This window comes from Vibrio sp. 2304, from assembly GCF_033339475.1.
Taxonomy (GTDB): Bacteria; Pseudomonadota; Gammaproteobacteria; order Enterobacterales; family Vibrionaceae; genus Vibrio; species Vibrio alginolyticus.
The window spans coordinates 49,464-74,627 of sequence record NZ_JAWOUQ010000005.1; the positions used below are offsets into that span (position 1 = coordinate 49,464).

General features: G+C 44.9%; 25 protein-coding genes. 18 read left to right on the top strand and 7 right to left on the bottom strand.

What is annotated here, in order from left to right:
* The first annotated feature begins 23 nt into the window (after positions 1-23).
* Both glnD and R7P64_RS11645 read left to right on the top strand, forming a co-directional pair.
* The gene (gene glnD / locus R7P64_RS11640) at positions 24-2,648 is read left to right on the top strand and encodes a bifunctional uridylyltransferase/uridylyl-removing protein GlnD (RefSeq protein ID WP_213960702.1); all 2,625 of its coding nucleotides are present in this window, start codon (positions 24-26) and stop codon (positions 2,646-2,648) included.
* Between the two features lie 142 nt (positions 2,649-2,790).
* Positions 2,791-3,174 (top strand): DUF3461 family protein, encoded by a 384-nt coding sequence (locus R7P64_RS11645; RefSeq protein ID WP_171344492.1) that lies wholly within the window; start codon positions 2,791-2,793, stop codon positions 3,172-3,174.
* A 91-nt stretch (positions 3,175-3,265) separates the two neighbouring features.
* Here the strand turns inward: R7P64_RS11645 and truC are convergent, their stop codons facing one another.
* Both truC and R7P64_RS11655 read right to left on the bottom strand, forming a co-directional pair.
* Positions 3,266-4,036: a tRNA pseudouridine(65) synthase TruC gene (truC, locus tag R7P64_RS11650; protein WP_171343217.1), complete on the bottom strand. Its 771-nt coding sequence runs from the start codon at positions 4,034-4,036 to the stop codon at positions 3,266-3,268.
* A gap of 4 nt (positions 4,037-4,040) precedes the next feature.
* The gene (locus R7P64_RS11655) at positions 4,041-4,355 is read right to left on the bottom strand and encodes a YqcC family protein (RefSeq protein ID WP_213868612.1); all 315 of its coding nucleotides are present in this window, start codon (positions 4,353-4,355) and stop codon (positions 4,041-4,043) included.
* A gap of 76 nt (positions 4,356-4,431) precedes the next feature.
* On the opposite strand from R7P64_RS11655, the gene R7P64_RS11660 reads away from it, so the two are divergent.
* Positions 4,432-5,469: a DUF3549 family protein gene (locus R7P64_RS11660; RefSeq protein WP_017636035.1), complete on the top strand. Its 1,038-nt coding sequence runs from the start codon at positions 4,432-4,434 to the stop codon at positions 5,467-5,469.
* Between the two features lie 13 nt (positions 5,470-5,482).
* Positions 5,483-5,782, top strand: a complete 300-nt coding sequence (locus R7P64_RS11665) for a DUF3301 domain-containing protein (protein WP_005380315.1) — start codon at positions 5,483-5,485, stop codon at positions 5,780-5,782.
* On the opposite strand, the gene R7P64_RS11670 is transcribed toward R7P64_RS11665, so the two are convergent.
* Positions 5,742-6,227 (bottom strand): GNAT family N-acetyltransferase, encoded by a 486-nt coding sequence (locus tag R7P64_RS11670; RefSeq protein ID WP_005380314.1) that lies wholly within the window; start codon positions 6,225-6,227, stop codon positions 5,742-5,744. The genes R7P64_RS11665 and R7P64_RS11670 overlap by 41 nt on opposite strands.
* A gap of 932 nt (positions 6,228-7,159) precedes the next feature.
* On the opposite strand from R7P64_RS11670, the gene R7P64_RS11675 reads away from it, so the two are divergent.
* The 8 genes from R7P64_RS11675 (at position 7,160) to R7P64_RS11710 (ending at position 14,324) form a co-directional block, all read left to right on the top strand.
* Positions 7,160-7,453 carry a hypothetical protein gene (locus R7P64_RS11675; RefSeq protein WP_033905520.1) on the top strand — a complete coding sequence of 98 codons (294 nt, stop codon included), beginning with the start codon at positions 7,160-7,162 and terminating at the stop codon, positions 7,451-7,453.
* Positions 7,450-7,899, top strand: a complete 450-nt coding sequence (locus R7P64_RS11680; RefSeq protein WP_005380310.1) for a YaiI/YqxD family protein — start codon at positions 7,450-7,452, stop codon at positions 7,897-7,899. The genes R7P64_RS11675 and R7P64_RS11680 overlap by 4 nt, the downstream gene beginning before the upstream one ends.
* Before the next feature lie 194 nt (positions 7,900-8,093).
* Positions 8,094-9,083, top strand: a complete 990-nt coding sequence (locus R7P64_RS11685; RefSeq protein WP_172797315.1) for a ketoacyl-ACP synthase III — start codon at positions 8,094-8,096, stop codon at positions 9,081-9,083.
* Positions 9,080-10,066: an NAD-dependent epimerase/dehydratase family protein gene (locus R7P64_RS11690; RefSeq protein ID WP_053349821.1), complete on the top strand. Its 987-nt coding sequence runs from the start codon at positions 9,080-9,082 to the stop codon at positions 10,064-10,066. The genes R7P64_RS11685 and R7P64_RS11690 overlap by 4 nt, the downstream gene beginning before the upstream one ends.
* Positions 10,035-10,898, top strand: a complete 864-nt coding sequence (locus tag R7P64_RS11695) for an MBL fold metallo-hydrolase (RefSeq protein WP_064368720.1) — start codon at positions 10,035-10,037, stop codon at positions 10,896-10,898. The genes R7P64_RS11690 and R7P64_RS11695 overlap by 32 nt, the downstream gene beginning before the upstream one ends.
* Complete coding sequence (locus R7P64_RS11700; RefSeq protein ID WP_373921009.1) at positions 10,886-12,154, top strand: F390 synthetase-related protein; 1,269 nt, start codon at positions 10,886-10,888, stop codon at positions 12,152-12,154. The genes R7P64_RS11695 and R7P64_RS11700 overlap by 13 nt, the downstream gene beginning before the upstream one ends.
* The gene (locus tag R7P64_RS11705) at positions 12,142-13,254 is read left to right on the top strand and encodes an ATP-grasp domain-containing protein (RefSeq protein WP_064368721.1); all 1,113 of its coding nucleotides are present in this window, start codon (positions 12,142-12,144) and stop codon (positions 13,252-13,254) included. Before R7P64_RS11700 ends, R7P64_RS11705 begins: the two co-directional genes overlap by 13 nt.
* On the top strand, positions 13,251-14,324 hold the full coding sequence (locus R7P64_RS11710) for a hypothetical protein (protein ID WP_213973328.1): 1,074 nt from the start codon (positions 13,251-13,253) through the stop codon (positions 14,322-14,324). The genes R7P64_RS11705 and R7P64_RS11710 overlap by 4 nt, the downstream gene beginning before the upstream one ends.
* A gap of 106 nt (positions 14,325-14,430) precedes the next feature.
* Here the strand turns inward: R7P64_RS11710 and R7P64_RS11715 are convergent, their stop codons facing one another.
* From R7P64_RS11715 to R7P64_RS11725, 3 genes are all read right to left on the bottom strand, one after another.
* A complete protein-coding gene (locus R7P64_RS11715; RefSeq protein WP_005380301.1) occupies positions 14,431-16,017 on the bottom strand; it encodes an AbgT family transporter in 1,587 nt (528 codons plus the stop codon).
* A gap of 229 nt (positions 16,018-16,246) precedes the next feature.
* Positions 16,247-16,372 (bottom strand): type B 50S ribosomal protein L36, encoded by a 126-nt coding sequence (gene ykgO, locus R7P64_RS11720; RefSeq protein WP_005380299.1) that lies wholly within the window; start codon positions 16,370-16,372, stop codon positions 16,247-16,249.
* A 3-nt stretch (positions 16,373-16,375) separates the two neighbouring features.
* A complete protein-coding gene (locus R7P64_RS11725) occupies positions 16,376-16,636 on the bottom strand; it encodes a type B 50S ribosomal protein L31 (protein ID WP_005380295.1) in 261 nt (86 codons plus the stop codon).
* 123 nt (positions 16,637-16,759) lie between these two features.
* On the opposite strand from R7P64_RS11725, the gene tsaA reads away from it, so the two are divergent.
* The 5 genes from tsaA (at position 16,760) to R7P64_RS11750 (ending at position 20,639) form a co-directional block, all read left to right on the top strand.
* A complete protein-coding gene (gene tsaA, locus R7P64_RS11730; protein ID WP_005380294.1) occupies positions 16,760-17,455 on the top strand; it encodes a tRNA (N6-threonylcarbamoyladenosine(37)-N6)-methyltransferase TrmO in 696 nt (231 codons plus the stop codon).
* Positions 17,456-17,566: 111 nt separating this feature from the next.
* Positions 17,567-19,282, top strand: coding sequence for a proline--tRNA ligase (locus tag R7P64_RS11735; RefSeq protein WP_213906529.1), 1,716 nt, complete (start codon positions 17,567-17,569; stop codon positions 19,280-19,282).
* A 179-nt stretch (positions 19,283-19,461) separates the two neighbouring features.
* The gene (locus tag R7P64_RS11740; RefSeq protein WP_213906528.1) at positions 19,462-20,130 is read left to right on the top strand and encodes a tellurite resistance TerB family protein; all 669 of its coding nucleotides are present in this window, start codon (positions 19,462-19,464) and stop codon (positions 20,128-20,130) included.
* A gap of 111 nt (positions 20,131-20,241) precedes the next feature.
* Positions 20,242-20,448 carry a YaeP family protein gene (locus tag R7P64_RS11745; RefSeq protein WP_005391765.1) on the top strand — a complete coding sequence of 69 codons (207 nt, stop codon included), beginning with the start codon at positions 20,242-20,244 and terminating at the stop codon, positions 20,446-20,448.
* Positions 20,448-20,639 carry a DUF4250 domain-containing protein gene (locus R7P64_RS11750; RefSeq protein ID WP_005380289.1) on the top strand — a complete coding sequence of 64 codons (192 nt, stop codon included), beginning with the start codon at positions 20,448-20,450 and terminating at the stop codon, positions 20,637-20,639. Before R7P64_RS11745 ends, R7P64_RS11750 begins: the two co-directional genes overlap by 1 nt.
* Positions 20,640-20,743: 104 nt before the next feature.
* On the opposite strand, the gene R7P64_RS11755 is transcribed toward R7P64_RS11750, so the two are convergent.
* Positions 20,744-22,108: a sodium-dependent transporter gene (locus R7P64_RS11755; protein WP_033905531.1), complete on the bottom strand. Its 1,365-nt coding sequence runs from the start codon at positions 22,106-22,108 to the stop codon at positions 20,744-20,746.
* Between the two features lie 378 nt (positions 22,109-22,486).
* On the opposite strand from R7P64_RS11755, the gene R7P64_RS11760 reads away from it, so the two are divergent.
* A complete protein-coding gene (locus R7P64_RS11760) occupies positions 22,487-25,033 on the top strand; it encodes an Ig-like domain-containing protein (RefSeq protein ID WP_256903030.1) in 2,547 nt (848 codons plus the stop codon).
* Positions 25,034-25,164: the final 131 nt, after the last annotated feature.

The window sequence follows — 25,164 nt, forward strand, 5'->3', positions numbered from 1 at the left end:
ATTAGCTTGCACGGATGGCAAATATGACACTTCAGTCCCCTCTTACCTTTTCCGATGAACAAATCAATATCGGTGAACTCAAACAAGAATTAGAGAAGTTTAGCTCTAATCAAAACCAAGAGTTTCTCAATCATCATCCGGTAACAAGCTTGGTTTTAGCCAGAGCTGAATATATGGATCTGCTTCTCAATCGTTTGTGGCAACATTTTGGTTTCAAGGATATTTACAACATTTCCCTAGTTGCCGTTGGTGGCTACGGACGAGGCGAGCTGCATCCGCTCTCCGATATCGATATTTTGATTCTGTCGAACAATAAACTGCCAACCGCGTTAGAAGCAAAAATCAGCGAATTCATTACGCTGTTGTGGGATTTAAAACTCGAGGTCGGACACGCTGTTCGCACCGTTACTGAATGTGCTGAAATTGGTAAAACCGATCTAACGGTCGCGACAAACCTGCAAGAAGCGCGACTGCTGTGTGGAAGCGAGGACACCTTTCAGGCACTGAAGAAAGTCGTGTTATCAGACTCCTTCTGGCCAAGTGAGACGTTTTACCGCGCTAAAATTCAAGAGCAGCGCGAACGCCATGCGCGTTACCACGACACGACCTACAACTTAGAACCGGACATTAAATCAACCCCTGGCGGGCTACGCGATATTCATACATTAAGCTGGGTCGCTCGACGTCACTTTGGTGCGACTTCATTGTTGGAAATGAGCCGATACGGATTTTTAACTGACGCAGAATACCGAGAATTGGTTGAATGTCAGGACTTCCTTTGGCGAGTACGTTTCGCTCTGCACATGGAGCTTCGCCGCTATGACAACCGCTTGACCTTTGCCCATCAAGCACAAGTTGCGGAAAATCTAGGCTACGTCGGAGAAGGCAATCGAGGCGTAGAAATGATGATGAAAGAGTTCTACCGCACGCTTCGTCGTGTGGCAGAGCTCAATAAAATGCTACTCAAACTCTTTGACCAAGCGATCATTAATGGTGGGGCAACAGAAAGTGCCGAGATTCTCGATACGGACTTTCAACGTCGCGGTTCTTTAATTGAAGCGCGGAAACCCGCATTGTTCCAAGCTCGCCCAGAAACTATTCTGGATATGTTCTTACATATTGCTAACGACTCAACTATTGAAGGGGTGAGCCCACCAACGCTGCGTCAACTGCGCACCGCTCGCCGTCGGCTCAACAAGTTTTTGCACACCATTCCTGCTGCGCGTGAAAAGTTCATGGCGTTATGTCGTCACCCTAATGCTCTGCACAAAGCATTCAGTCTCATGCACCGATTAGGGGTTATGGCGGCCTATTTACCGCAATGGAGTCAGATTGTTGGTCAAATGCAGTTTGACTTATTCCATGCCTACACCGTTGATGAACACAGTATTCGATTACTTAAACACATCAACACTTTTAGTGACCCAGAAAATCATGCGAAGCACCCTATTTGCTGTGACGTCTACCCTCGGATGCAAAAGAAAGAGCTGCTGATTATTGCCGCTATTTTCCACGATATCGGGAAAGGTCGTGGCGGCGATCACTCGATTATCGGTGAAGGAGAAGCGTACGACTTCTGCATTGAGCATGGTTTATCGAAGCCCGAAGCGAAACTTGTCGCTTGGTTGGTAAGACATCATCTATTAATGTCTGTCACCGCACAGCGCCGAGATATTTATGATCCTGATGTCATTACCGAGTTTGCCAAAAAAGTCAGAGACGAAGAATCTCTCGATTATCTTGTATGCCTGACAGTTGCAGATATTTGTGCAACCAACCCAGAACTTTGGAATGCTTGGAAACGAACTTTACTTGCGGAGCTGTATTACTCCACACAACGTGCTTTACGTAGAGGCCTAGAGAACCCTGTCGATGTGCGTGAGCGAATTCGCCACAATCAACAAATGGCCTCCGCAATGCTGCGCAAAGAGGGGTTTGCCGCGCGCGAAATTGAAGTATTGTGGCAACGCTTCAAAGCTGACTACTTCCTTCGTCATACCCATACGCAAATCGCGTGGCACTGCGAACACTTACTTCGCATGGAAGATCCGACTAAGCCTTTGGTGTTGATCAGTAAAAAAGCCACTCGTGGCGGCACTGAGGTGTTTGTATATACGAAAGACCAGCCTGCTTTATTTGCGACAGTCGTGGCGGAGTTAGATAGGCGTAATTTTAATGTACACGACGCGCAAATCATGACCAGCAAAGATGGGCACGTGATTGATACCTTTATGGTACTCGATCAACATGGCGAAGCGATCGATGAGTCTCGTCACGCGGCGGTGATTAAACACCTCACCCATGTACTGGAGGCGGGCCGACCAACCAAGATTAAAACGCGCCGTACTCCGAACAAACTTCAGCACTTTAATGTGAAAACCAAAGTCGACTTCTTACCAACCAAAGGTAAAAAACACACTTTAATGGAGTTTGTCGCGCTAGACACACCAGGGCTGTTGGCCAAAGTAGGCCGTACGTTTGCTGATTTAAATATCAACCTTCACGGTGCCAAAATCACCACCATTGGTGAGCGAGCAGAAGACTTGTTTATTTTAACCAGTGATGCAGGAGGAAGATTAAGTGAAGAACAGCAAGATGAGCTAAGAGAGAGATTGATCGAAAAGTTATCTGATGAGGTCGCAGCTTAGATAAAACCTGCCAATCTTTTCGGTTCAGGGCGAGAGCGATCTTGCCCACAAGTTAAGCATTTTGGCTAAATATCAGCTATCTAGCTCATACATAGGCTGCTACAGTTATATCAATATCAATTCGATGTAATAGAGGTAGCCTATGTATCCCCACCTCACTGGTTTGGGTATTCACGACCCTAAGCAGATTGAACGTTATTCCCTACGCCAAGAAGCACACAAAGACGTACTCAAGATCTATTTCCACAAGCAAAAAGGCGAACTATTCGCTAAAAGCGTTAAATTCAAATACCCACGCCAAATCAAAAATGTTCTTGTTGATAGTGGCAGTCACAAATATAAAGAAGTAACGGAAATCAACCGTAACCTCACATTAGTCATTGATGAACTGAATAAAATCACTAAGCCAACGAAACAACCTGAGGTTGATGTAAAAGAGAAAATTCTTTCAGACCTTCGTCATTTAGAAAAAGTCGTTTCGAGCAAGATCGCAGAGATCGAAGCGGATCTCGCAAAACTAAAGTAAAACGTTAAGTCTTAAATATTAAAAAAGGGTTAGCATTGATGCTAACCCTTTTTATTTGTACCCAATCATTATCTAGATCTAACTGCGCCGATTATCGGTTGATCATCGATTCATCCCACTCAAATCGAGTAAACAATTGCTGCCAAGTTTCATCAAGATTGGCCGTCATGACAATCTCTTGATCGGTAAATGGATGGACAAACCGTAACTCTGAAGCATGCAGTAGCAAACGATGAGAATCAAACTCTGTGCGATACAGCTTGTTGTGCTTTCCATCCCCGTGCGTTGTATCACCCACGATCGGATGGCGTAGATGTGCCATATGACGACGAAGTTGGTGCTTACGCCCCGTTTTAGGTTTCATCTCAACTAAGCAATAACGCGTTGTAGGAAATTTACCCGTCGAATAGGGAACCTCCACTTTAGCCAACGGCTTATATTCCGTCACCGCTTCTTGCGCTTCTTTTTCTTGTGAAGCGAACTTATCAGCAATCTTGTCTAACTCCACTTTGAGTGCGTAATCCAAGACGCCCTCTTCCTCAATCCAACCGCGTACTATCGCGTGGTATGTCTTTTCCATTTTATGTTCAGCAAACATCGGCATGACTTGTGATGCGACTTCACTCGACAAAGCAAACACGAGCACACCAGATGTTGGACGATCCAGACGATGCAATGGGAACACATGCTGACCAATTTGGTCGCGCAAAGTTTGCATGACAAATTGAGTTTCGTGTTTATCTAACCAACTGCGATGCACTAACATGCCGGCAGGCTTGTTGACCGCTACAAAATATTCATCCTGATAAACGATCTCCAGCTCAACTGGTTCTGAAGATCGCGCTATTTCTTGTTCTAGCATTCGTTTACTTACACAGTTCGTCAATGGTTCGGATTGTAACAAGCAGCTCTGCGAACTGCGGTTCCTGCTTCCACGCTTCTGAAAAATAGGGCTCGAGAGAAAACCCTCTTGGCAATGGTTGGTTGTTTTCCACTAGCACGTGCATTCTGTCTATAAAGACCCACTGCAACCACTCATGAGGATGCAATGTATCAATCGCAAATGGCTCCACGCTTTGTAAGGCTTGCTCTGAAGGCCTAGTGTGTTGCCACAACTTATGTTCTTTAAGCTGCGTTTCAAGTTGGTGAAGTAAGTCGACCAATTGAGTATTTGTTACCATTAATTCTATCTCGAACCTTGAATTAGCCGAGAATGATACCATTTCTTGTGAAAAGAACGTTAGGACGTCGTATTTAATGGAAAACATTCAAACCCTCACTCAACTGTTGAACAACAGCCGCTGTGATTATCAAATCTTCGATCTTGGTCGTCGTATCAAAACCATCGCTAAGAAAGAGTTTGCCGATGTAGAAAAAGGTCAAGCACCGTACCCATTCCCAATGCAGCGTAAAGCACACCTTGCCATCGCTTATTGGAATGAACAAAAGCAACCTTGGATTTGGTTTCTAAAGTTTGAATTGGACGAGCGCGGTTTGTTAAAGCAATCAGATATCGGCAATTTCATTAAATACGTAGTGGAAGCCATGGGAACACGCCTCAATGGTGATATCTCTGAAGAGCAACAGCAAAAGCTGTCTAATAACCCATATACGTTCAAACCTTCCGAAGACAAAATGGCCGTGTTTCATAGCCAGGTCCGCGCGAACCTCGATCTTCCTACCAGCCAATATTATGAGCACACTCAGCATTACTTTTCAGGTGGTTTAGGCTGGGATAATTGGCAAACCGTAGGTCTGCAAGGGATCACCGACATGGCCGCTCGTTTGGACAAAGAGCAAAACGGGGTAATGATACGCAAAGCGTTGAACCACCTACCAAATGAGCCACTTTATGCCCTATTAGGTGCGCTTGAGCATGTAGAGCTTCAAGAGCGTTTAGCAGAACGTATCGCGGAAAAGGCACAGCAAGAAATCGCAAGTAGCGAACCTGATCTCTTCCTACTTTCAGCACTTATCCGAGCCCTTGCTGGTGCGCCAACAGAAGTCGCCTCTCCAGTATTAGATGCGATATTGCATAGCCCTCGTTTAAGCCATCAGGAGGTATTGATTGGTGTGGCGGGTCGCGCTTGGCACTTACTCGCCAATGAAAAGGTAGCAGAACAGTTTTTGCTGCGTTTAGCTCAAACCGGTAATCAAGCCCTATTTAATCAGTTATTTGCCGATTTAGTGATGCTGCCAGAGTTAAGAATGGTGTTATTGCCTTTGCTGCATTCAAACCCATCAGAGGAACTAGCAAATGCGCTAGTAAGCTTACAACAAGCAACAAAAAGCTAAGAAAGGTTCAGGAATGATTGGTGATCTTTTAGCAATTTTAGGGCTCTGCTTTTTCTGTTACCTGTTTTGGCAACAGCGTCGCCAAGCCGAACTCGCAAAAGCGGCCATCACGCGTAAATGTGAGCAATTGGATCTCCAATTAATCAGCATCGCCTTTGGTGCCCATAAACTAAAAACGCCAGACGGAGTCTGGCGTTGGCATACGGTGTATCAATTTGAGTTTTCATCTCTTGGTGACGATTGCTACCAAGGAGAGTTAACCATGGTCGGTTTCAGGCCGCAGAACTTTCACCTACCACCGCATCGCTTGTAAATTCCATTTCAAAGTAAGGACCATATATATCCTTACTTTCTTTTGTTTCAACAAATCCCAGCTTTTTCAGTACTGCCATAGAAGCTTGATGATTGCTATTCACGTTAGCTTTCACCTTATTCAAGCCCAATTCACGGCACGCTTTGGGGAAAAATGCTTTTAGTGCTTCTGTTGCTAACCCTTTACCCCAATATGATTTATCAAAAATAAACCCTAATTCAGGTTCGGAATCGAGATTAGCAATGAACACGTGCCCCATATAGTCACGACTGGTGCTCTCTAGCACTGCCATACTATAAATGTTCTCATCATCCAGTATTTTCTCAAACATCTGTTTGGCAGACGCAACTGTATACGGACCATTCAATTCAGCACGGTTTTTCGCACAGCAATTCAGCATGACGAATTCTAGTTGCAACGACTCATTGTAGGGTAGAAGAAGCATTCTTCTGGTTACTATGGCCACATCTGTTCCTTGATTACAACAAACTTAATCTATCCGCAGATCACAAACTCGATGAGCTGAACATGCTCAATGATTGCGGGCATAACACCTTGTAGAGAAGCCGAAAGTTAAACCAACTGGTTGGAAAGGATATTGATCTGAGTTGTTTTTTATTAAGTGTTATTAGGAATTTATATATTTTGTGATATTGATATCCCCAAGTAACATCGAGACGCTTAATTCAATGAGAACACTGGATATCGTTTTTATATAAGAAAGACCCCGACACATAAGTATCGGGGTCATGGTCTTACTCGCAGCAGTCCGGCTACTAAAAGTGCTCCATGCATCATCCATAATAGTGGCTGATTCCGTCAGCTTATTCCTTACGTCGCCGTCCTAGCGGTGTCCTTATCATCCTGACTGCTAACATTCCTCGTTAGCACACGTCACTTGTTCCTTGAGCGGTGTCCCTTGCATCTTCCTGATGCTGTCCATAACCTCAATCCTAGAGGGGTCCATTGTCTATCCTTAGTCATCAACATCCTATTGATGATCGTATCCTTACAATGTCCTACGCTCCATGCTTGATTAATCATCCTGACCAACCAAATCGTCTTCCTGACGATAACCAAATCCTTGGTGCTTTCCTGTTCCATGTCTGCTTCCTGCTGACAACTCTCAATTTACGCCTTTTCCAAAAATAGACAATCTATCCAAGATAAATATTTGGCCCTCACATTGGTTAACAAGTTGTTAAATCATTATTTATCATAAACTTAAGCTCTTTATCTTCTCTTTTTCCGCTTACGAAATCGTTTTCTCTCACAACCTATGTAAGAGATCTCTCACACTACACTCTCCAAAATGCCATTCGCCAAATCAGCGCACTCAACGTATGATGATAGATATATCGTTGTTAAGGATTAAAAATGTTAACTCAAGACGTTACTAAAGAATTAGAAGCGGCAATGGAACAGTTGCAACAACAAGGAAAAGAGCCAACCGTAGCGTTAGTGAAAGCACGATTGAAAACGCCAGTTCCAATGCCAGCGTTAATCACCGCAATAAAAAGTTGGAAGAGTGCTCAACGCGTACCCAAGGTTGAAATCGCAGCACAGCACCACACCGATAATGATCGTCTTGAAGCCCTAGAACACACCGTAAAAATGCTAGCCATTCGTATTGAAGAGTTAGAAGCGAAACTCAGTGAGAAATCATCATGAAGTTATGGGTAGATGCAGACGCGTGTCCAAAAGTTATTCGCGAAACCATTGTGCGTGCCGCCGAGCGTACGGGGATTGAATGTACGTTTGTCGCTAACCACGTTGTCCCTGTGCCGAAAAGAGACAACATCCACTCGCTGCAAGTCCCTGCGGGATTTGACATCGCAGACAACGAAATCGTCAAGCGTGTAGAAGCCAACGATTTGGTGATCACGTCAGATATTCCGCTTGCAGATGAGGTTATCTCTAAAGGCGCTCAAGCCCTCAGTTCTCGTGGCGAGCTCTATACAAAAGACACCATCAAAGCTCGCCTAAATATCCGCGACTTTATGGAAACCATGCGTTCAAGCGGAATTCAGACAGGTGGGCCCGCCGCGCTTTCTCAAACCGATCGACGCGAATTTGCAAACCATTTGGATCGTATTTTGGCGAAATTTAAGAAGTAACCCTCACTCTATTCATATTGAGCCAGCAAATAAAAGCCTGGCTCATTCCTGAAAATTCATTCTCAGCATTGCACCCAAAGCGTGCTCTTACTCCCATTTGTTTTGTTCTGTTTATTTTTCATCTCGCTCACCATAGCTTCAATATGCAACGTGGTTTATTTTGAACGACGTTTTTAATAAGTGTATAGAGAATAATGGGCTTTAACATCGTTTCCAGTGGAAGCTACCTGCCAACGAATCAATGGTCTGATCGAGAGATGGATCACTTCCTAAAATTAGCGCCAGGGACCTGCCGAAATAAATTCGACGTTGAATATCGTCATGTAGCCAATACAAAAGAGACCGCTATTTACATGGCGGTGCAGGCAATAGAGCAGTGTTTAGGAAACACACATACCTTAAGCTCCGTTGATCTCCTTATCTACGCTAGCGGCACACACCACCAGTCTCTACCCTACGACGCCTCAGCGGTTCTCGCCGCGTTAGACGCTCCAACATGGCTAGAAAGCTTTGATTTGAACAGCACCTGTTTATCCTTTCTCTCTGCGCTTGACCTTGCTCAGAGTCTATTCTTAGCAAAACGGTACCGTCGGATTCTTATTGTCACCAGCGAACTCGCCACTGGCATCACACTGAATCGAAATTTTACGCTCAAACCAGAAGTTGCAACCTTATTCGCGGACGGTGCCGCCGCATTTTTGCTCGAAGAACACGACGATGATGGATTGCTCACCAGTCACTTTGAAACGCATCATACCGGGTATTCATTTTGTCAAATTAAGGGCGGAGGTAGTCATATCAATCCGCATACCTCCGAGCATCAAGCCTATTTAAAAAGTTGCCAGTTTGAAATGGAGGGCAAAGCACTCTTTAAACATGTGCGTAAAGCCTTACCAGCGTTTCTAAAAAAAGGCTTTGACGCCTCTCCGGTAACACTCGGCGATATTGATTATTTTCTTCCTCATCAAGCCAGCGCGCATGGATTAAAAAAACTGCCTTCACTCACCGGGCTACCAACAGAGAAAACCGTTAATCACTTTTCGACTTTGGGAAACCAAGTCGCCGCCTCACTCCCAATTAACTTACACTGGCTGCGTAATCAGCCAGAAGCCGCAGGAAAACATGTGTTATTAGCTGGCACCGCCGCAGGGTTGTCACTAGGGATGGGAGTGCTAAAACTATGAAGATATTGGTCACTGGTGGCAGCGGGATGTTGGGTAGCGCAATTCTGAGAATGTTTCACCAGCAGCATGAACTGCACTTTACAGCACGAAATACAGTCATAGCTAAACAACTCGCCGAGCAATTCGATGTTATCCCACATATAGTCGATTTAAGAGACCACTCAGCAGTTCATGCGGTATGCCAAGGTATGGATGCAATCATCCATTGTGCCGCTCTCTCAAGCCCATGGGGAAAGTGGCAGGCGTTTTATCAAGCCAATGTAGATGCCACCAAAAACCTCGTCAATGCGGCTAATACCTATCAAATCTCGCGTTTTATCCATATTTCCTCCACCAGCGTCTACTTTGACCATCAAGACCGTTGGAATATTCGAGAAACCGACGCCATAGCTTCATACTGGTGTAATGATTACGCACACACAAAATACCTATCGGAAATTGAAGCCGTAAAAGGCCAAAGCAAAGCGATCATTTTAAGACCGCGTGGCATTTTTGGACCCAATGATCGCGCGATTATCCCAAGAGTGCTTAAGGCGATAAAAAACAACACTCTGCTTCTGCCATCGGGTAGAAATCCTGTGGTTGATCTGACCTATGTCGACAACGTTGCCCATGCAGCGATGCTCGCTTGCACTCAGGCAGGCCAACTTCAGCATGGTGATGTGTTCAACATTTCCAACAACGAACCAATGCCAATTGAGACTGTTCTGCAAGCTTTATGTGAGGGGTTAAACCTAAAAGTAACGTTACAATCATTACCATACGGTGTGGTATCACCATTATTAAAGCTCAGTGAGCAAATACGAAGGCACTTACCACATCAGCCAGAACCAAGGCTCACCTCATACAGCGCAGGATTATTTAACTATCATCAAACTCTGGATATCAGCAAGGCGAAACAAACACTGAATTACCAACCGCTTTTTTCAATTCAAGAAGGAATACAGCAGTATGCAAACTGGTCTAAAAATAAAAATCTTTGAGGCTGGACACTGCGTACACCCAGGCTTTGTTGTCAAACCAGGTTCTGGTATCAAGCCTAGAGCATTTCCGGCAGCCGTTGCGTTAATTCAGCACCCAACACAAGGCAACATCCTGTTTGACACGGGATATCACGAGCATTTTTTTAGCGCGACTCGCCCCTTCCCTGAACGTTTTTATGCTTGGACAACACCTTGTCGCTATAAAAAAGAACACGGAATTGTTGCGCAGTTAGCAAAAGAAAGTCTCAAACCTCATGATATTGAACACTTAGTACTCTCCCACTTCCATGCTGATCACATTGCTGCCGTGTCTGAGTTTTCCCACTCTCAATTGCATTGCCAACAAAAAGGGGTGGATGCAATTACTAAAAGTGGTCGAATTGGAGGCGTAAGAAAAGGATACCTAAAAGCTCTACTTCCTCCACAACTTGAATCTAAATTATTCATTCATAGTGACTTTTCTGTACCAATCAGCCAAATTCTTCCTCAGTGCCAAGGTGTTAATTTGCTCTGTAAAGACATGTTCGACGACGGATTCATTTATATGGTTAGCTTGCCAGGCCATGCTGCGGGTCAAGTGGGCCTATTAGTTAAGAGAGAACGAGATTGGATGTTCTTACTCGCCGATGCATGTTGGTTAATTGAGAGCTTGAGTGAAAATATCGATCAGCATTGGCTGGCTAACATGCTTTGCGATGACACAAAGGCCTATAAAAACACCCTCTCCGAGTTGAGAAGTTGCTACCAACAAACCCACCACTTTGTTCGCTTCGTGCCTTCACATTGTCAGGAAACTATCCAGCAGCTAATCAAAGAAGGGTGGATGAAGTGATAACGCTTATCTCAGAATTCTGGCGAACCCGCTACCGCCCTTTCGGTTCAAGGGAACAAGTCGAAGCTTGGCAGCAACGACATTTAACGCAACACCTAGATTGGGTATGCTGTAATTCACCGTATTACCGCTCACTTCAAGGTGCAGTACTTAGTGATTTCCCTATCATGAATAAGCAAACCATGATGGAGAACCTCTCGGAGTTGAATACGAAAGGCTTAGATGCTGAACAGCTAATGCAACAAGCACTCGAAGCAGAACAGTCACGCAACTTCGCCGCTTCAAAAGTTGGCGATGTTACTGTTGGGCTTTCTTCGGGCACATCAGGCATGCGCGGGTTGTTTCTTGCTGACAAACAGGAAACGCAACTGTGGGCTGGCAATATATTGGCTCGCCTGTTGCCCAACCTATGGCAAAAGCACCGAATTGCGCTAGCCTTGCGCGCCAACAGCCCACTGTATAAATCCGTCGCGAAAGGCCCTGTCACATTCTTTTATGCGGATTTAACTAAACCTTACCAAGAATGGATAAAAGAGTTGGATGAGTTCCAACCCACGCTTTTGGTTGGTAGTGCGCAAGCTCTTCAGCTCTGCGCCCAGTTCAGCGGTCAATTTGGTCAACCCGCAATTCAACCACAGCGGATCATTTCTGGTGCAGAAGTCCTAACTGAGAGTGACCGTCACTTTATCTCTCAACGGTTCGACAGCGAACTCCATGAAGTCTATCAATGTACCGAAGGTTTTCTTGCATGTACTGATCAGCATGGACAAATGCGCTGGAATCAAGATGTTGTTTACATCGAAAAACATTGGCTGAATACCGAACGTACTCATTACAGCCCAATTATCACCGATTTTCGTCGTAAAACTCAGCCCATTATTCGTTATCAGCTCGACGATATTATTGAGAATAAACAGGATAATGGCGTATTTGAACCTCTTGGCGCGATTGCCGGACGATGTGGTGATCGCCTCACGCTAAACGCAAACCACGTCCCAGTGACGGTGTTACCAGATCTCATCTACCGCGCTATAACACTATCCGCCCAAAGTCGCGTGGATTACCGAATCACCCAAACAGGGTCACAAGCCATTCAAATTGAAGCGGATGTTCACCACCATCGGGTTATACATCAAGCCTTGATAAAGTTGTTTGACCAATTGCGGCTTGATCCTGTCAGATTTAGTTACCGCCCTGCGCCTATTTGGACGCCAATGAATAAACAACGACGTGTGGTGAACATATGCGGGTCTTAATCACCGGAGCCCGAGCACCAGTTGCACTAGAGTGGGCAACCATGTGTATGCATCATGGACATGACGTAATTCTCACCGATTCGCTAAAAAAAACTCTAGGATCGTTTTTGCGAGGTATCGAGTCTTATATCCCCACCGCTTCGCCTCGATTTGCGTTTCCCACCTATCAACAGCAGATCCTAAAAATCATTACTCAGATGCGTATTGATATGGTGATACCCACTTGTGAAGAAGTGTATTACTTGGCTCATGTTGCCAAACAATGCCCAGAAGTAGATTTTTTTCTGCCCAATGTAGGACTACTCAATGCCCTGCACAACAAGTTGACCGTCTTTGAACAGCTTCAAGATTTGCCAGAAATTACACTTCCCAAAACTCGTTTGGTCGCTGATAAAAGTGAGGTTGAAATTAATAAGAGAACCGTTCTAAAGCCAGTTTACTCTCGGTTTGGCGGGCAAGTCATAAGAGATGTGACGACTCAGTCTATTTCTGCCGCCACGATATCGCCCCTTTTCCCTTGGGTTCAGCAACAAAAAATCCAAGGGACTCCGGTGTGTAACTATGCAATTTTTGAACATGGTGAACTTAAAGCACACCAAGCTTATGTACCGAAATACTGTGTAAACAGCTCGGCCGCCAGTGCTTTTCAGCCGATCTCATGCAAACGACTAGATAGATTTATCGCCGCTTTTGGTAAACGTCATACTTATCATGGGCAAGTGTCGTTTGACTTCATCAAATCACAAGATGAACTCTACGTGATTGAATGTAACCCAAGAGCCACCAGTGGTTTGCACCTACTCTCGTCTCGATGCAACCAACTGCTTCCTAATATGGAGTTTACCAGTCCTTCCAAGCAGCGATTGCATCATTTAGGTCCAATAACACTCATCGCTGCAGGCGGGTTATCCCTGTTCAAGGCTCGAACTTGGCAAGATTGGTGGTCTGGAGTGAATGTGATGCAACAGCATAACTTACCGGTCGGGAGCCAAATCCGGAGTATGTTTGAATTACTCCGGTTAGCTAGGCAGAACAAGACGAAGTGGAGCGACGCTTCTACCGTTGATATTGAGTGGAATGGAGAGGCATTGAACTCATGACACTTTCCTCTCAAGAATGGCATCAAACCTTTATCACTCTTATGCAGTCAAATCCTATTGATGAATGCACAGCAAGCTTTGGTTGCTACTATATCGATGATGTTGCCATTCCTTACTCCGTAACACCAAAAATACCAAACAACTGTTATGCAGTCTCCCCTATGACACTGCTTAGTGGCTACGCCGAAGAAGAGCTTCACAAAGTCAAAAATGTGGCTGTTCGATGGGTATGTAAGTTACTTATTAATATGACTAAACCAATCTTATCATTGGCTGGATTGGATCAAGTCCAAACGCTCAACAATCAGTGCTTGTCCACCAATATGTATAGCGAACAATGGGCAGCCTTAAATCTCGATGAACTGCGTCGCGTCGCACTCGATCAATACCCCACCTTTCCCTTGGTGCTTCGCTCCCTCAACCAGCGTCAGCATTTACACTTAATTCAGCGATTGAAGCAGCCAAAATGGCAAAGCTTGGTAACACGACAAGTGTATTTACTTGATGATTGGCAAGCGTTCAGCTTCAACCGAGATTTAACGAAAGACTTCAAACTGCTTAATGATAAAGATTGGCAGTTTAGGCCACTGACCACTGATGAAGAATTTCAGCGCGCCAAAGAGTTATATGACATGCTTTACCTTAATAAATACAGCATCAATAACATCCAGTTTTCAAGTCAATATTTAAAACAGGCGAGCCAGAACAAATTAGTACATTTAGTGGGACTGTTTTATCAAGAAGAGATGCTGGCTACGTTAGGCATTGTAGAAATTGATAATGATATGACTTGCCCAATTTTTGGCTACGATACCAATAAGCCACAACGCCTCGCATTGTATCGTCGAATATCGGCCTATACCATCCGCCATGCCATGATATACCAGCGTCGCTTTAATATGAGCTCAGGTGCTCCGGCTTTTAAACGCAACAGAAAAGCCCGGCCAGAAATTGAATTTAGCTATGTTTATATTGCGCACTTACCTTGGTACAAACGCATAATTTGGAAAAGCTTATGCTGGCTCACTCAGCACTTTTATCGCCCTTTGTTGATGCGTTTTCAGCTATAAACCGACATCTATAATCAGGTAAGCCTGCGTACACAGTCTCAATCGATAAAAAAGCCTGCGACGTTCGCAGGCTTTTTATAATGGAGCTGTGTGAGGTAACCGTTTTCTACGGTGTGTAGTATGTTGCTGCGCCAGGGCCTACTGGTAAACCAAATACGAATACCCATAGGTAGAACAGCACACTCCAACCTACAATGAAGCAGATTGAGTAAGGTAGCATGGTCGCGATCAGCGTACCGATACCTAAGTTCTTCATGTAACGAGTCGCTACGGCAAGAATCAAACCAAAGTAGCTCATCATTGGAGTAATGATGTTTGTCGTCGAGTCACCAATTCGGTAAGCAGCCTGAATCGTTTCCGGTGCATAACCAACAAGCATCAACATAGGAACAAAAATCGGAGCCGTTACTGCCCACTGTGCCGATGCCGAACCAATCATTAGGTTGATAAAGCCACACATCAGGATGAAGGCAAAGAACAACATTGGGCCAGTTAAGCCAATTTCTTGCAGGAAGCTAGCGCCAGCAACCGCGAATACCTGACCGAAGTTAGTCCATTTAAAGAAAGCAACGAACTGAGCCGCAAAGAAAACTAATACAATGTACATGCCCATAGAAGACATAGATTTCGCCATTGCATCAATTACATCGCGATCCGTCTTCATCGTGCCAACAACTTTACCAAACACAAAGCCTGGAATAGCAAAGAACACAAAGATGAATGCCACGATACTTTTCAGGAATGGTGAACCTGCAATTGTACCTGCATCAGAACGTAGAATGCCGTCTTCTGGAACAACCGTCCAAGCAAGCAGCGCTGAAACAACCAGTACAGCAACACCTGCTAGTTTTAGGCCTTTCTTCTCAATGTCTGTTAAGCCACCCATTTTGTCGTTCGACAAATCTTCTGAGGCTTCTTCTTCACTGTATTTGCCAAGCTTTGGCTCAACAATTTTTTCAGTAACAAACGCACCTGTGATTGCAATGAAGAATGTCGACACAAACATGAAGTACCAGTTAACTTCTGGACCAACAGTGTAAGTTGGGTCAATCATTTGCGCCGCCGTTTCAGTAATGCCTGACAACAGCGGGTCAACCGTACCAATAAGTAGGTTTGCTGAGTAACCACCAGATACACCAGCGAACGCCGCAGCAAGACCGGCAAGTGGGTGACGACCTAAAGAATGGAACAGCATTGCAGCCAGTGGAATAAGTACCACATAGCCAAGCTCTGATGCCGTATTTGAAATGATACCCGCGAAAACGACCGTCACTGTTACCATGCGTTGTGATGCACCCATGACTAAGCCACGCATTGCTGCAGATAGCAAGCCTGAGTATTCAGCAATAGCAACACCCAACATCGCAACCAATACCGTACCCAAAGGTGCAAAGCCGACAAAGTTTTTCACTAGATTGGTAACGATTAGTTCAAGGCCATCAGCGTTAAGCAAGCTAACGACATGAATCATGCCATCCGCGGCACGACCTTTTGCACCCTCAGGACGAGGATCAACTACGGAAACTTCGAAGTATCCTGCAATACCCGACATCACCAGAATGGCTAAACAGAAAATGGCAAATAGTGTGATCGGGTGGGGTAATAAGTTCCCCAAATATTCGACAGTATCCAAAAAGCGCGTAAACAGCGGCTTCTTAGGCGAGTTTTGTTTAATTGAATCAGATGAACTCATCTGTTCCCTCCTTGTTTTTATTCCTATGCAAATGTGACAAAAATGTCAAAAAGCGTGCGAAGGGTACTTGAGTAGAAGGTCAAATAAAAGCCCTAAATGTTACAAACTGTGACGAACAGAGGCATTTATAACCAACATTGAATAAAAATGTAGATATTTCATCCATGTAAGATAATTAACTCAACATTATCAATTAAACAAAACCATAAGTTAGATATATGCAGGTTGATTACTTTTGCACAGCTTTGAATCTCGGGTTCGTTTTACAAATGACATAAAGACGCCCTCTCCGTTTTACAATCTGGCAATCCGGATGACGACTTTTTGCACTTTTTAATGATTTTACTACCTTCATGATTTATTCCTTTTCGCTCTTAAATTGACCAAAACGACGGTTGAAGTTCGCAATGCGACCTTCGGTTTGTACAACGCGCTGTTTACCGGTGTAGTACGGGTGAGAAGCTGACGACACATCTAACGTAAAGTAAGGGTAAGTTTTGCCATCTTTCCATTCGATGGTTCTCTCCGTTTTCAACGTAGAACCAACGACAAAGTACTTATCTACACTGGTGTCGTGGAACACCACAGGACGATATTCAGGGTGGATTCCTGGTTTCATAATACTTTTCCTTTCAATTAAATTGTTATGTTATAACATTTTAATTAATAATCATTATCAACAAGAAAAGCAAGAGAAATTTGTGATACTTTTCATCTCAATGAATTCTTAAAGATGTCCACCATGTATTCCATCGAACCCATCGGCGTCATTGAGACACCGTACAAAGAAAAGTTTGCAGTTCCGCGCCAACCACGCTTAGTACCAGAGGCTAAAGCACGCGTAAAACTGTTAGGTGCAGCAAATAGCCCTGAAGCAGTGCGTGGGCTAGAACAGTTCTCTCACGTTTGGTTGTTGTTTCTATTTGATCAGAATCTGGAAGCTGGTTGGAAACCAACTGTACGTCCGCCACGATTAGGCGGCAATGAACGAATTGGTGTCTTTGCCTCGCGCTCGACTTTCCGTCCAAACGGAATCGGAATGTCAGCCGTTGAAGTGAAAGGAGTCACTAAGCAAGGCGATCAAATCTATCTTGATTTAGGCAGTGTAGATCTCGTGGATGGGACACCGATTGTGGATATTAAGCCTTATATCCCCTATTCGGATTCTATTTCGGAAGCACAAGGCGGATACGCAGACCAAGAGCCAGAAAAGTCACAAGTCACCTTTTCTGCTCAAGCATTAGCAACGATAGAAAATCGATCCGATACTGACTATGTAAGATCAGTCATTGAACAAGTTCTGGCACAAGATCCTCGCCCTGCATATAAGAAAAACAAGCCGGACGACAAAGAATATGCGGTAAATTTGTTCGACTTGAACGTAAAGTTCACAGCAACAAGCAACTTAATAACGGTTACCGCTATTGAAAGCTTTTGACAAACGCAATTGGCTGATATTATAGACGGCTAACAAATTTCCCTTTAGGGAACTCCCATACTCCTGCTTATTCAAGCTTGAGTATCTAACTTAAATAAACGGATAAATTTAATGCGTACCAGTAATTATCTTCTTTCTACTCTGAAGGAGACTCCAAACGACGCAGAAGTAGTGAGCCACCAGCTCATGCTACGTGCAGGTATGATCCGTAAGCTGGCTTCAGGTTTATACACCTGGCTACCTACTGGTCTACGTGTACTGCGTAAAGTCGAAAACATCGTTCGTCAAGAAATCGACAATGCAGGCGCAGTCGAAACTTTGATGCCCGTTGTTCAGCCGTTTGAACTATGGGAAGAGACAGGCCGCAGCGAAAAGATGGGCCCTGAGCTACTTCGCTTTACTGACCGTCATGTTCGTCCGTTTGTACTTAGCCCAACCGCTGAAGAAGTGATCACTAGCCTTGTTCGCAATGAAGTGAGCTCTTACAAACAGCTTCCGCTAAACCTGTACCAAATCCAAACTAAATTTCGTGACGAACGTCGTCCACGCTTCGGTGTAATGCGTTCACGTGAATTCTCAATGATGGATGCGTACAGCTTTGACATTGATAAAGACGGCCTACAAAAGTCATACGACGCAATGCACGATGCTTACTGTAAAGCATTCGATCGCATGGGTCTGGATTACCGTCCTGTACTTGCAGATAGCGGTGCTATCGGTGGTAGCGGCTCTCAAGAGTTCCACGTACTGGCTGAAAGCGGCGAAGATATCATCGCATTTTCTAGCGAGTCAGATTACGCGGCAAACATTGAAAAAGCAGAAGCACTAGCTCCAGCCTCTGAGGCTGCGGCACCAACACAAGAAATGACGTTGGTTGATACGCCAAACGCGAAAACAATCGCTGAATTGGTTGAGCAGTTCGAACTACCAATTGAAAAAACAGTGAAAACACTGTTTGTGAAAGCATCTGACGAAGTTGATGCGCCAATCATCGCGCTTATTATTCGTGGTGATCATGAACTGAACGAAGTGAAAGCAGAAAACCTTCCTCAGGTTGCAGCTCCACTGGAAATGGCATCTGAAGAAGAAATTCGTGAGCTTATCGGTGCAGGCCCTGGTTCACTAGGCCCTGTTGGCCTTAAACTGCCGTTCATTGTTGACCGCAGCGTTGCGGTAATGAACGACTTCGGTGCGGGCGCGAACATCGATGGCAAACACTACTTCGGTATTAACTGGGGTCGTGATGTAGAGCTTGGTCAAGTTGAAGACCTACGTAACGTTGTGGAAGGTGACCCAAGCCCATGTGGCAAGGGCATTATCCAGCTTAAGCGTGGTATCGAAGTTGGCCATATCTTCCAACTAGGTAACGCTTACTCCGCAGCGATGAACTGTGGTGTACTGGGTCCTGATGGTAAGAACGTCATCCTAGAAATGGGTTGTTACGGTATCGGTATCACTCGCGTAGTAGCAGCTGCTATTGAACAAAACCACGACAAATACGGCATCATCTGGCCAGATGCAATCGCACCATTCCAGGTAGCGATCGTTCCAATGAACATGCACAAGTCAGAAGAAGTGAAAGAAGCCGCTGAGAAATTGTACGCTGAGCTAACGGCAATGGGCATCGAAGTGCTATTTGACGACCGTAAAGAACGCCCAGGCGTAATGTTCTCTGACATGGAGCTTATTGGTGTACCGCATACCATTATTATCGGTGACCGCTCAATGAAAGAAGGCAACTTCGAATACAAGAACCGTGCTACTGGTGAGAAAACAGCAGTCGCAATGACTGACATTGTTGAGCACGTAAAAGCTCAACTAAAGTAAGCACTCGACGAGTTCTCATTTGAAGTAATTTCAAATAGTTAAAAAGGGTTGGCTTCGGTCAGCCCTTTTTTATTACAGCTCAACATCCTCCCTCCACCTTTTTCGAACTATTCACTTTGTTAATCTTTGGTTCAGCTTCTTGCTATTAAACTGATTTCATCATCTAAAGGAGGTCAGTTATGGATTTAAAAAGTCTTCTAAACCAAGCACTCAAATCAGACTTACTTAAGCAAGGTGCAGATGCATTGGGCAAACAAACCAACAACATCAAATCCTCATCAAATTCAAGTAGCCTAAAAACGCTAGGAGCAGGTGCTGTAGGCGGAGGCCTCATCGGTATGCTGATGGGCTCAAAGAAAAGTAAAAAAATGACTAAAAAAGTAGCGTCAAGCGCATTAAAAGTCGGTGGCGCAGCTGCGCTTGGAGCCTTGGCCTACAAAGTGTATAACGACTGGCAAGCCAAGCAATCCGGTCAAGGTGTTCAAGAAACCTTTGACCCCGATGACAGTAAACACAGTGTCTTAATTTTAAAAGCAATGATTGGAGCTGCAAAAGCTGATGGTCACGTTGATGAAGAGGAAATGGCGCGCATTGAACAAGCTCTCGCGGATATGGGCGCAGATGAGCACGTTCGTCACCTCGTTCAGCAAGAGTTAAACAAACCGCTTGATCCTGCTGAAATTGCTAATCAGGCGACCTCTCCTCAACAAGCGTCAGAAATTTACCTGGCGTCTTTGATCGTCGCTGATGAACAAAACTTTATGGAAAAAGCGTATCTGCAAGAACTAGCGAAACAACTTCAACTTTCACCAGAAGTCACTCAGCAGTTAGAAGCACAAATGCAGTGATTAAATCTCGCTCAAGCAAACCTTCAACTTGAGCCAAAACAACTCTGTACTTTGAGTTTCAAATCCGCTGTGTGTATATTGAGATAAGTTATCATTTAGTGGAAAGAAAACATGCAAGTATACGGCTGTTGTGAACTGGTTCGTGAGCTTTATGCTCAGATTGGTAGTGGCGATCAAGCTTATATTCCCCAAGCAATTTCATGTGCAGTTAAAGCACTGAACGATGTTGCGGCGGATGAGTCTCTGCCTAAAGAAGTGCGTGAAAAAGCGGCATTTGCTGCGGCAAACCTACTGATTTCAGATTTTGAGGATAAGTAATGAATCTAGCGAACTTTGAATCCATGGACCCTGTCATGCTGATGAGCATTGTGAATATGAAGCTACGCGATGACTTCGGAGGTGATCTGGACAAACTGGTGGCTTTCTTCGATATCGAGCGCACAGCACTGGAGACAAAACTGGCTTCTGCTGGTTTTGACTTTCTTCCAGAAGCAGGACAATTCCGTTAATCCACACCATGCTTGGCGGATAACCGAAACGAGAATAACCAATATGAAAAAGGGCTTGATGAGTTACCATCAAGCCCTTTTCTTTTATTCGATAGACGTCTCGGTTAGCCAAATGAAGCCCAGATGACTGTCGCCACAAGAATTGGACATACAAACTTCACATACGCAGGCCATAACTTACCAAACCAACCTTGCGTAAACTCCGGGCAACCTTGCTCAAGCTCTTTGATTTTTGAGTTGCGATTCCATACCCAACCACCAAATAAGCAGAATAAGAGCGCAGCGGTTGGTTGTAGATACTGAGTAGCAACCGTCGCGACCATACCAAACAGAGCGCCAAAGTTATAAACAATCACCACACTGAACAAGGCAATGAGACCACCTAAAACCCAGCTCGTTGCGCTACGCTTGGTGTTGAAACGCTCACTCACTAAAGCCACTGGACACTCTAACATTGAAATGGAGGACGTTAGCGCCGCAATCGTCAGCAATAAGAAGAATACAATAGAGAATAGTTGACCAAGCAAACCTAAACTATCAAACATTAGTGGCAATACCGTAAACACTAACGTATCTGAGCTTAAGAGAGAGCCATCTTCTGCGTAGATTTGAACGCCTTTTTGCATTGCTACAAACATCGCTGGCATCACCACTAACCCTGCAATGAAAGCAACGGCAGTATCTACCATGGTCACGTTCATCGCCATCTTTGGTAGGTTTTCTTTCTTACTCAAGTAAGATCCGTAAATCAACATTGAGCAGCCACCGATCGTAAGCGAGAAGAAGCCCTGTCCCATTGCAGCAAGAATCAACTTGCGGTCCCATACCTTTTCAAAATCCGGCACTAGGTAATGTTTCAGACCTTCCATCGCACCGTTTTGCGTCATGATGTAAGCAAACAGTAGAGCAAACAAAACAAACAATGCTGGCATCAAACGTGTGGACCACTTCTCAATACCTTGTTTTACGCCACCTTGTACGATGAGAATCGTCAGTACATAAAAAGTAATGGTTCCGAACAAGTTACGTTCAACACTAAAGCCCTTTAGCCATTGAGTTGCTGCTTCTAACCCCATTAGATCTGTGATTGCACCTAGTAAAAAGCAGATCAACCAACCACCAACAATTGAATAAAACGCTAAGACAGCGCTTGGTACGCTTAGACCAATCCAACCCACAATACCGCCGAGCTTTTTACCGGTAGGGTTATCTGTGATTGCACGCATACTATCTACAGGGTTGGCTTGACCATGGCGACCAATCGCCATTTCAACCACCAGCATCGGAAATGCGACGATAAGAATCATCACCAAATAAACTAACAGGAAAGCACCGCCACCATTACTGGCTGCTTGAGTTGGGAAGCCCCAAATATTGCCAAGGCCAACTGCGGCACCTGCGGCAGCTAAGATGAACCCGAGACGAGAGCCAAAATGCTCGCGAGGCTGAGAAGAGGTTTGCTGTGTCATACTACTCACACAAAAATATCATTGAACTAGCTAACTAGTACACTATAGCAATATTCACTATTCAACAAGAGTACCTCGGTTAAATCCTCGACAGTTGAAATAATTTATAGTCATTCAGCTTGTAAATTTTAACGTACATCTCATATTCATCGCTCAAAAGCCTCGTGACTGTTACTCGTTTCACGTGGCTGAATTTTACCAATCCTTCTGCCGTGAAGTGAGCCGAAAAATAATGAGCTCTGGTGTAAGGGACGAACTGTTCCTCGTGATACTGTGTCGAAAAGCAGAATATTGTGCTTCGCTTTTTCCCCCTAATGTCTATTTATCAGCTAGTTATTACTCTGTTCTCATTTATACCCATGATTCAAGGAGAGGAAAATGAAGGTCACCCTACTTTACGGAGCGATGATTGTAGCACTCAGCGCCAGCTACCAAGCTCAAGCCTATAACTGTCAAAGTCTACCCGACTGGGACAGCACTGCGACTTATACATCGGGCGCTTTAGTAAAAACGCAAGGAGCCGCTTATGAGGCTGCATATTGGACGCAAGGCAATGACCCCGTGACCAACTCAGGATCTTGGGAAGCATGGAAAGCGTTAGGGCAATGCGATGGTGGAAGCAACAACTTATCACCAACGGTGTCGTTCTCCTCTCCAATAAACAACGCACAAATTCCCGAAGGCAGTGCGATCACTTTGTTAGCCAACGCAGCTGACGAAGATGGCCAAATCACACAAATTGAGTTTGTTGCAGGCAACCAAACCGTTGCTGTGGTAACTCAAGCACCATTCGAAGCTTCTTGGACAGCTATTGAAGGGATCTCGCAATTGACCGCAATTGCGACCGATAATGAGGGAGCTGTTAGCACCACGACGATTTCTATCCAAGTTCAACCACAAGTCGAATTACCGCCACCAAGCATTTCATTGACAAGCCCAGTAGGCACAGAAGTGCTTAATGTAGGCGATAACCTAACCGTAGCCGCTCAAGCTGACGATATTGATGGTGTGGTCACACAAGTTGAGTTCTTCGTAAACAATCAATCTGTCGCCATTGATACTAGCGCACCTTACGAATATCAATGGACCGCGAGTCCAGGTACATACTCGTTCAAAGCACAAGCGACTGATGATACAAACCTCGCAACGATGAGCCAAGAAGTAGCGCTGGTTATTAGTAATTCAGAAACCGGAACGGGCGGATGTGCAGATGCAGTACCTTATGTGGCAGGCACAAGTTATCAAGCTGGCGACCTGGTTTCTCACTTCAACCAAAAATATCGTTGTGATGTTGCTGGTTGGTGCTCCTCGGATGCGACATGGGCTTACGAGCCTGGTGAAGGGCTATACTGGCAAGATGCTTGGAGTGGCCTAGGTGCTTGTTCGACACCACCGCAAGTTACCATTACGGCACCAACGGATGGACAAGTCGTGCTCGCTGGCAGCAATAACGAAATCACGGCAAACGCAAGCGATGCTGATGGCACAGTCACGCAAGTTGAGTTTTTTGCGAACAACACCAGCTTAGGGGTCACCACTCAAGCGCCATATTCCGTTACTTGGAACGCCACACTTATTGGCGCTAACCAGCTTAAAGCCGTCGCAACCGATAATGATAACAACACGTCAGAGTCCCTGGTTGGTGTGGAAGTCAGCGATAAAGATTTGGTCGTCTCTCTGACTTCACCAAGCAGCGGTCAGACCGCCGGATTAGGCAAAAGCCTCGCATTAAGCGCCGATGCAACGTCTTTAACTTCAGGCATTAAACACGTTGATTTCATGATCAACGGCTCTATTGTTGCAACCGATACCACGGCACCTTACACAGCCAACTGGACACCAACTGCACTTGGTAACTTTACAGTTAGCGCCCAAGCTGTGGATTTGTCAGGAAGCAATGCATTGTCTGACGCCGCAGCAATAACGGTGGTTGAGCAAGTAGATAAACGCCATAAACTCATCGGTTACTGGCACAATTTTGTAAATGGAGCGGGCTGTCCAATTCGTCTAGCGGATATGGCTGATGCTTGGGATGTGATTGATATTGCCTTTGCTGAAAATGATCGCAACAGTGATGGCACCGTGCACTTTAATCTATATTCAGGCGATATTTACAGCGATTGTCCAGCACTCGATCCAACACAATTCAAACAGGACATGGCAGCGCTTCAAGCTAAAGGTAAGAAGTTTGTTCTCTCTCTTGGCGGCGCAGAAGGCACGATTACGCTGAATACCGACCAAGATGAAGCCAACTTTGTCTCTAGCCTAACAGGTCTTATCGCTGAGTGGGGCTTTGATGGTCTAGATGTGGATTTAGAGAGTGGTTCTAACTTAGTTCATGGCTCGCAAATTCAAGCTCGCCTTGGTCGTGCTTTGCTTCAAATAGAGCAAAACATGGGTGGCGATATGTACCTAACCATGGCGCCTGAGCACCCTTATGTTCAAGGCGGCTATGTGGCTTACAGCGGTATTTGGGGAGCTTACATTCCTGTGATAAACGAGACACGCAGCACGCTCGACTTGCTTCACGTCCAGTTATATAACAACGGCGGTTTGCCAAACCCATACCTGCCAGGCAGTGCACCAGAAGGCTCTGTGGATATGATGGTAGCGCAATCTAAAATGCTTATCGAAGGCTTTGAATTGGCCGACGGCACTCAGTTTGCACCACTACGTGATGATCAAGTCGCAATCGGCTTACCTTCAGGTCCTAGCTCGGCAAATTCAGGGCAGGCTCCGACACAGAATATTATCAGCGCACTAGATTGTTTAACCAAAGGCACTTCATGTGGCACCGTCAAGCCAGCGTTCAATTACCCGAATTATGCAGGAGTAATGACATGGTCTATCAACTGGGATCAGCATGATGGTTTTAACTTCTCAAAACCTGTCGGCGATAAACTCACCGAGATGAATACGCAATAAGCTATCAAAGAACAAGCGAGTAAAACGCAAATATCGTCTTGTTTCCATTACTTATTCAAGTATGTAAAAACGAAAAGAGAGCACAATCGTGCTCTCTTTCTTTATCTCATTGAGTTTTTTTACTTTTTAAT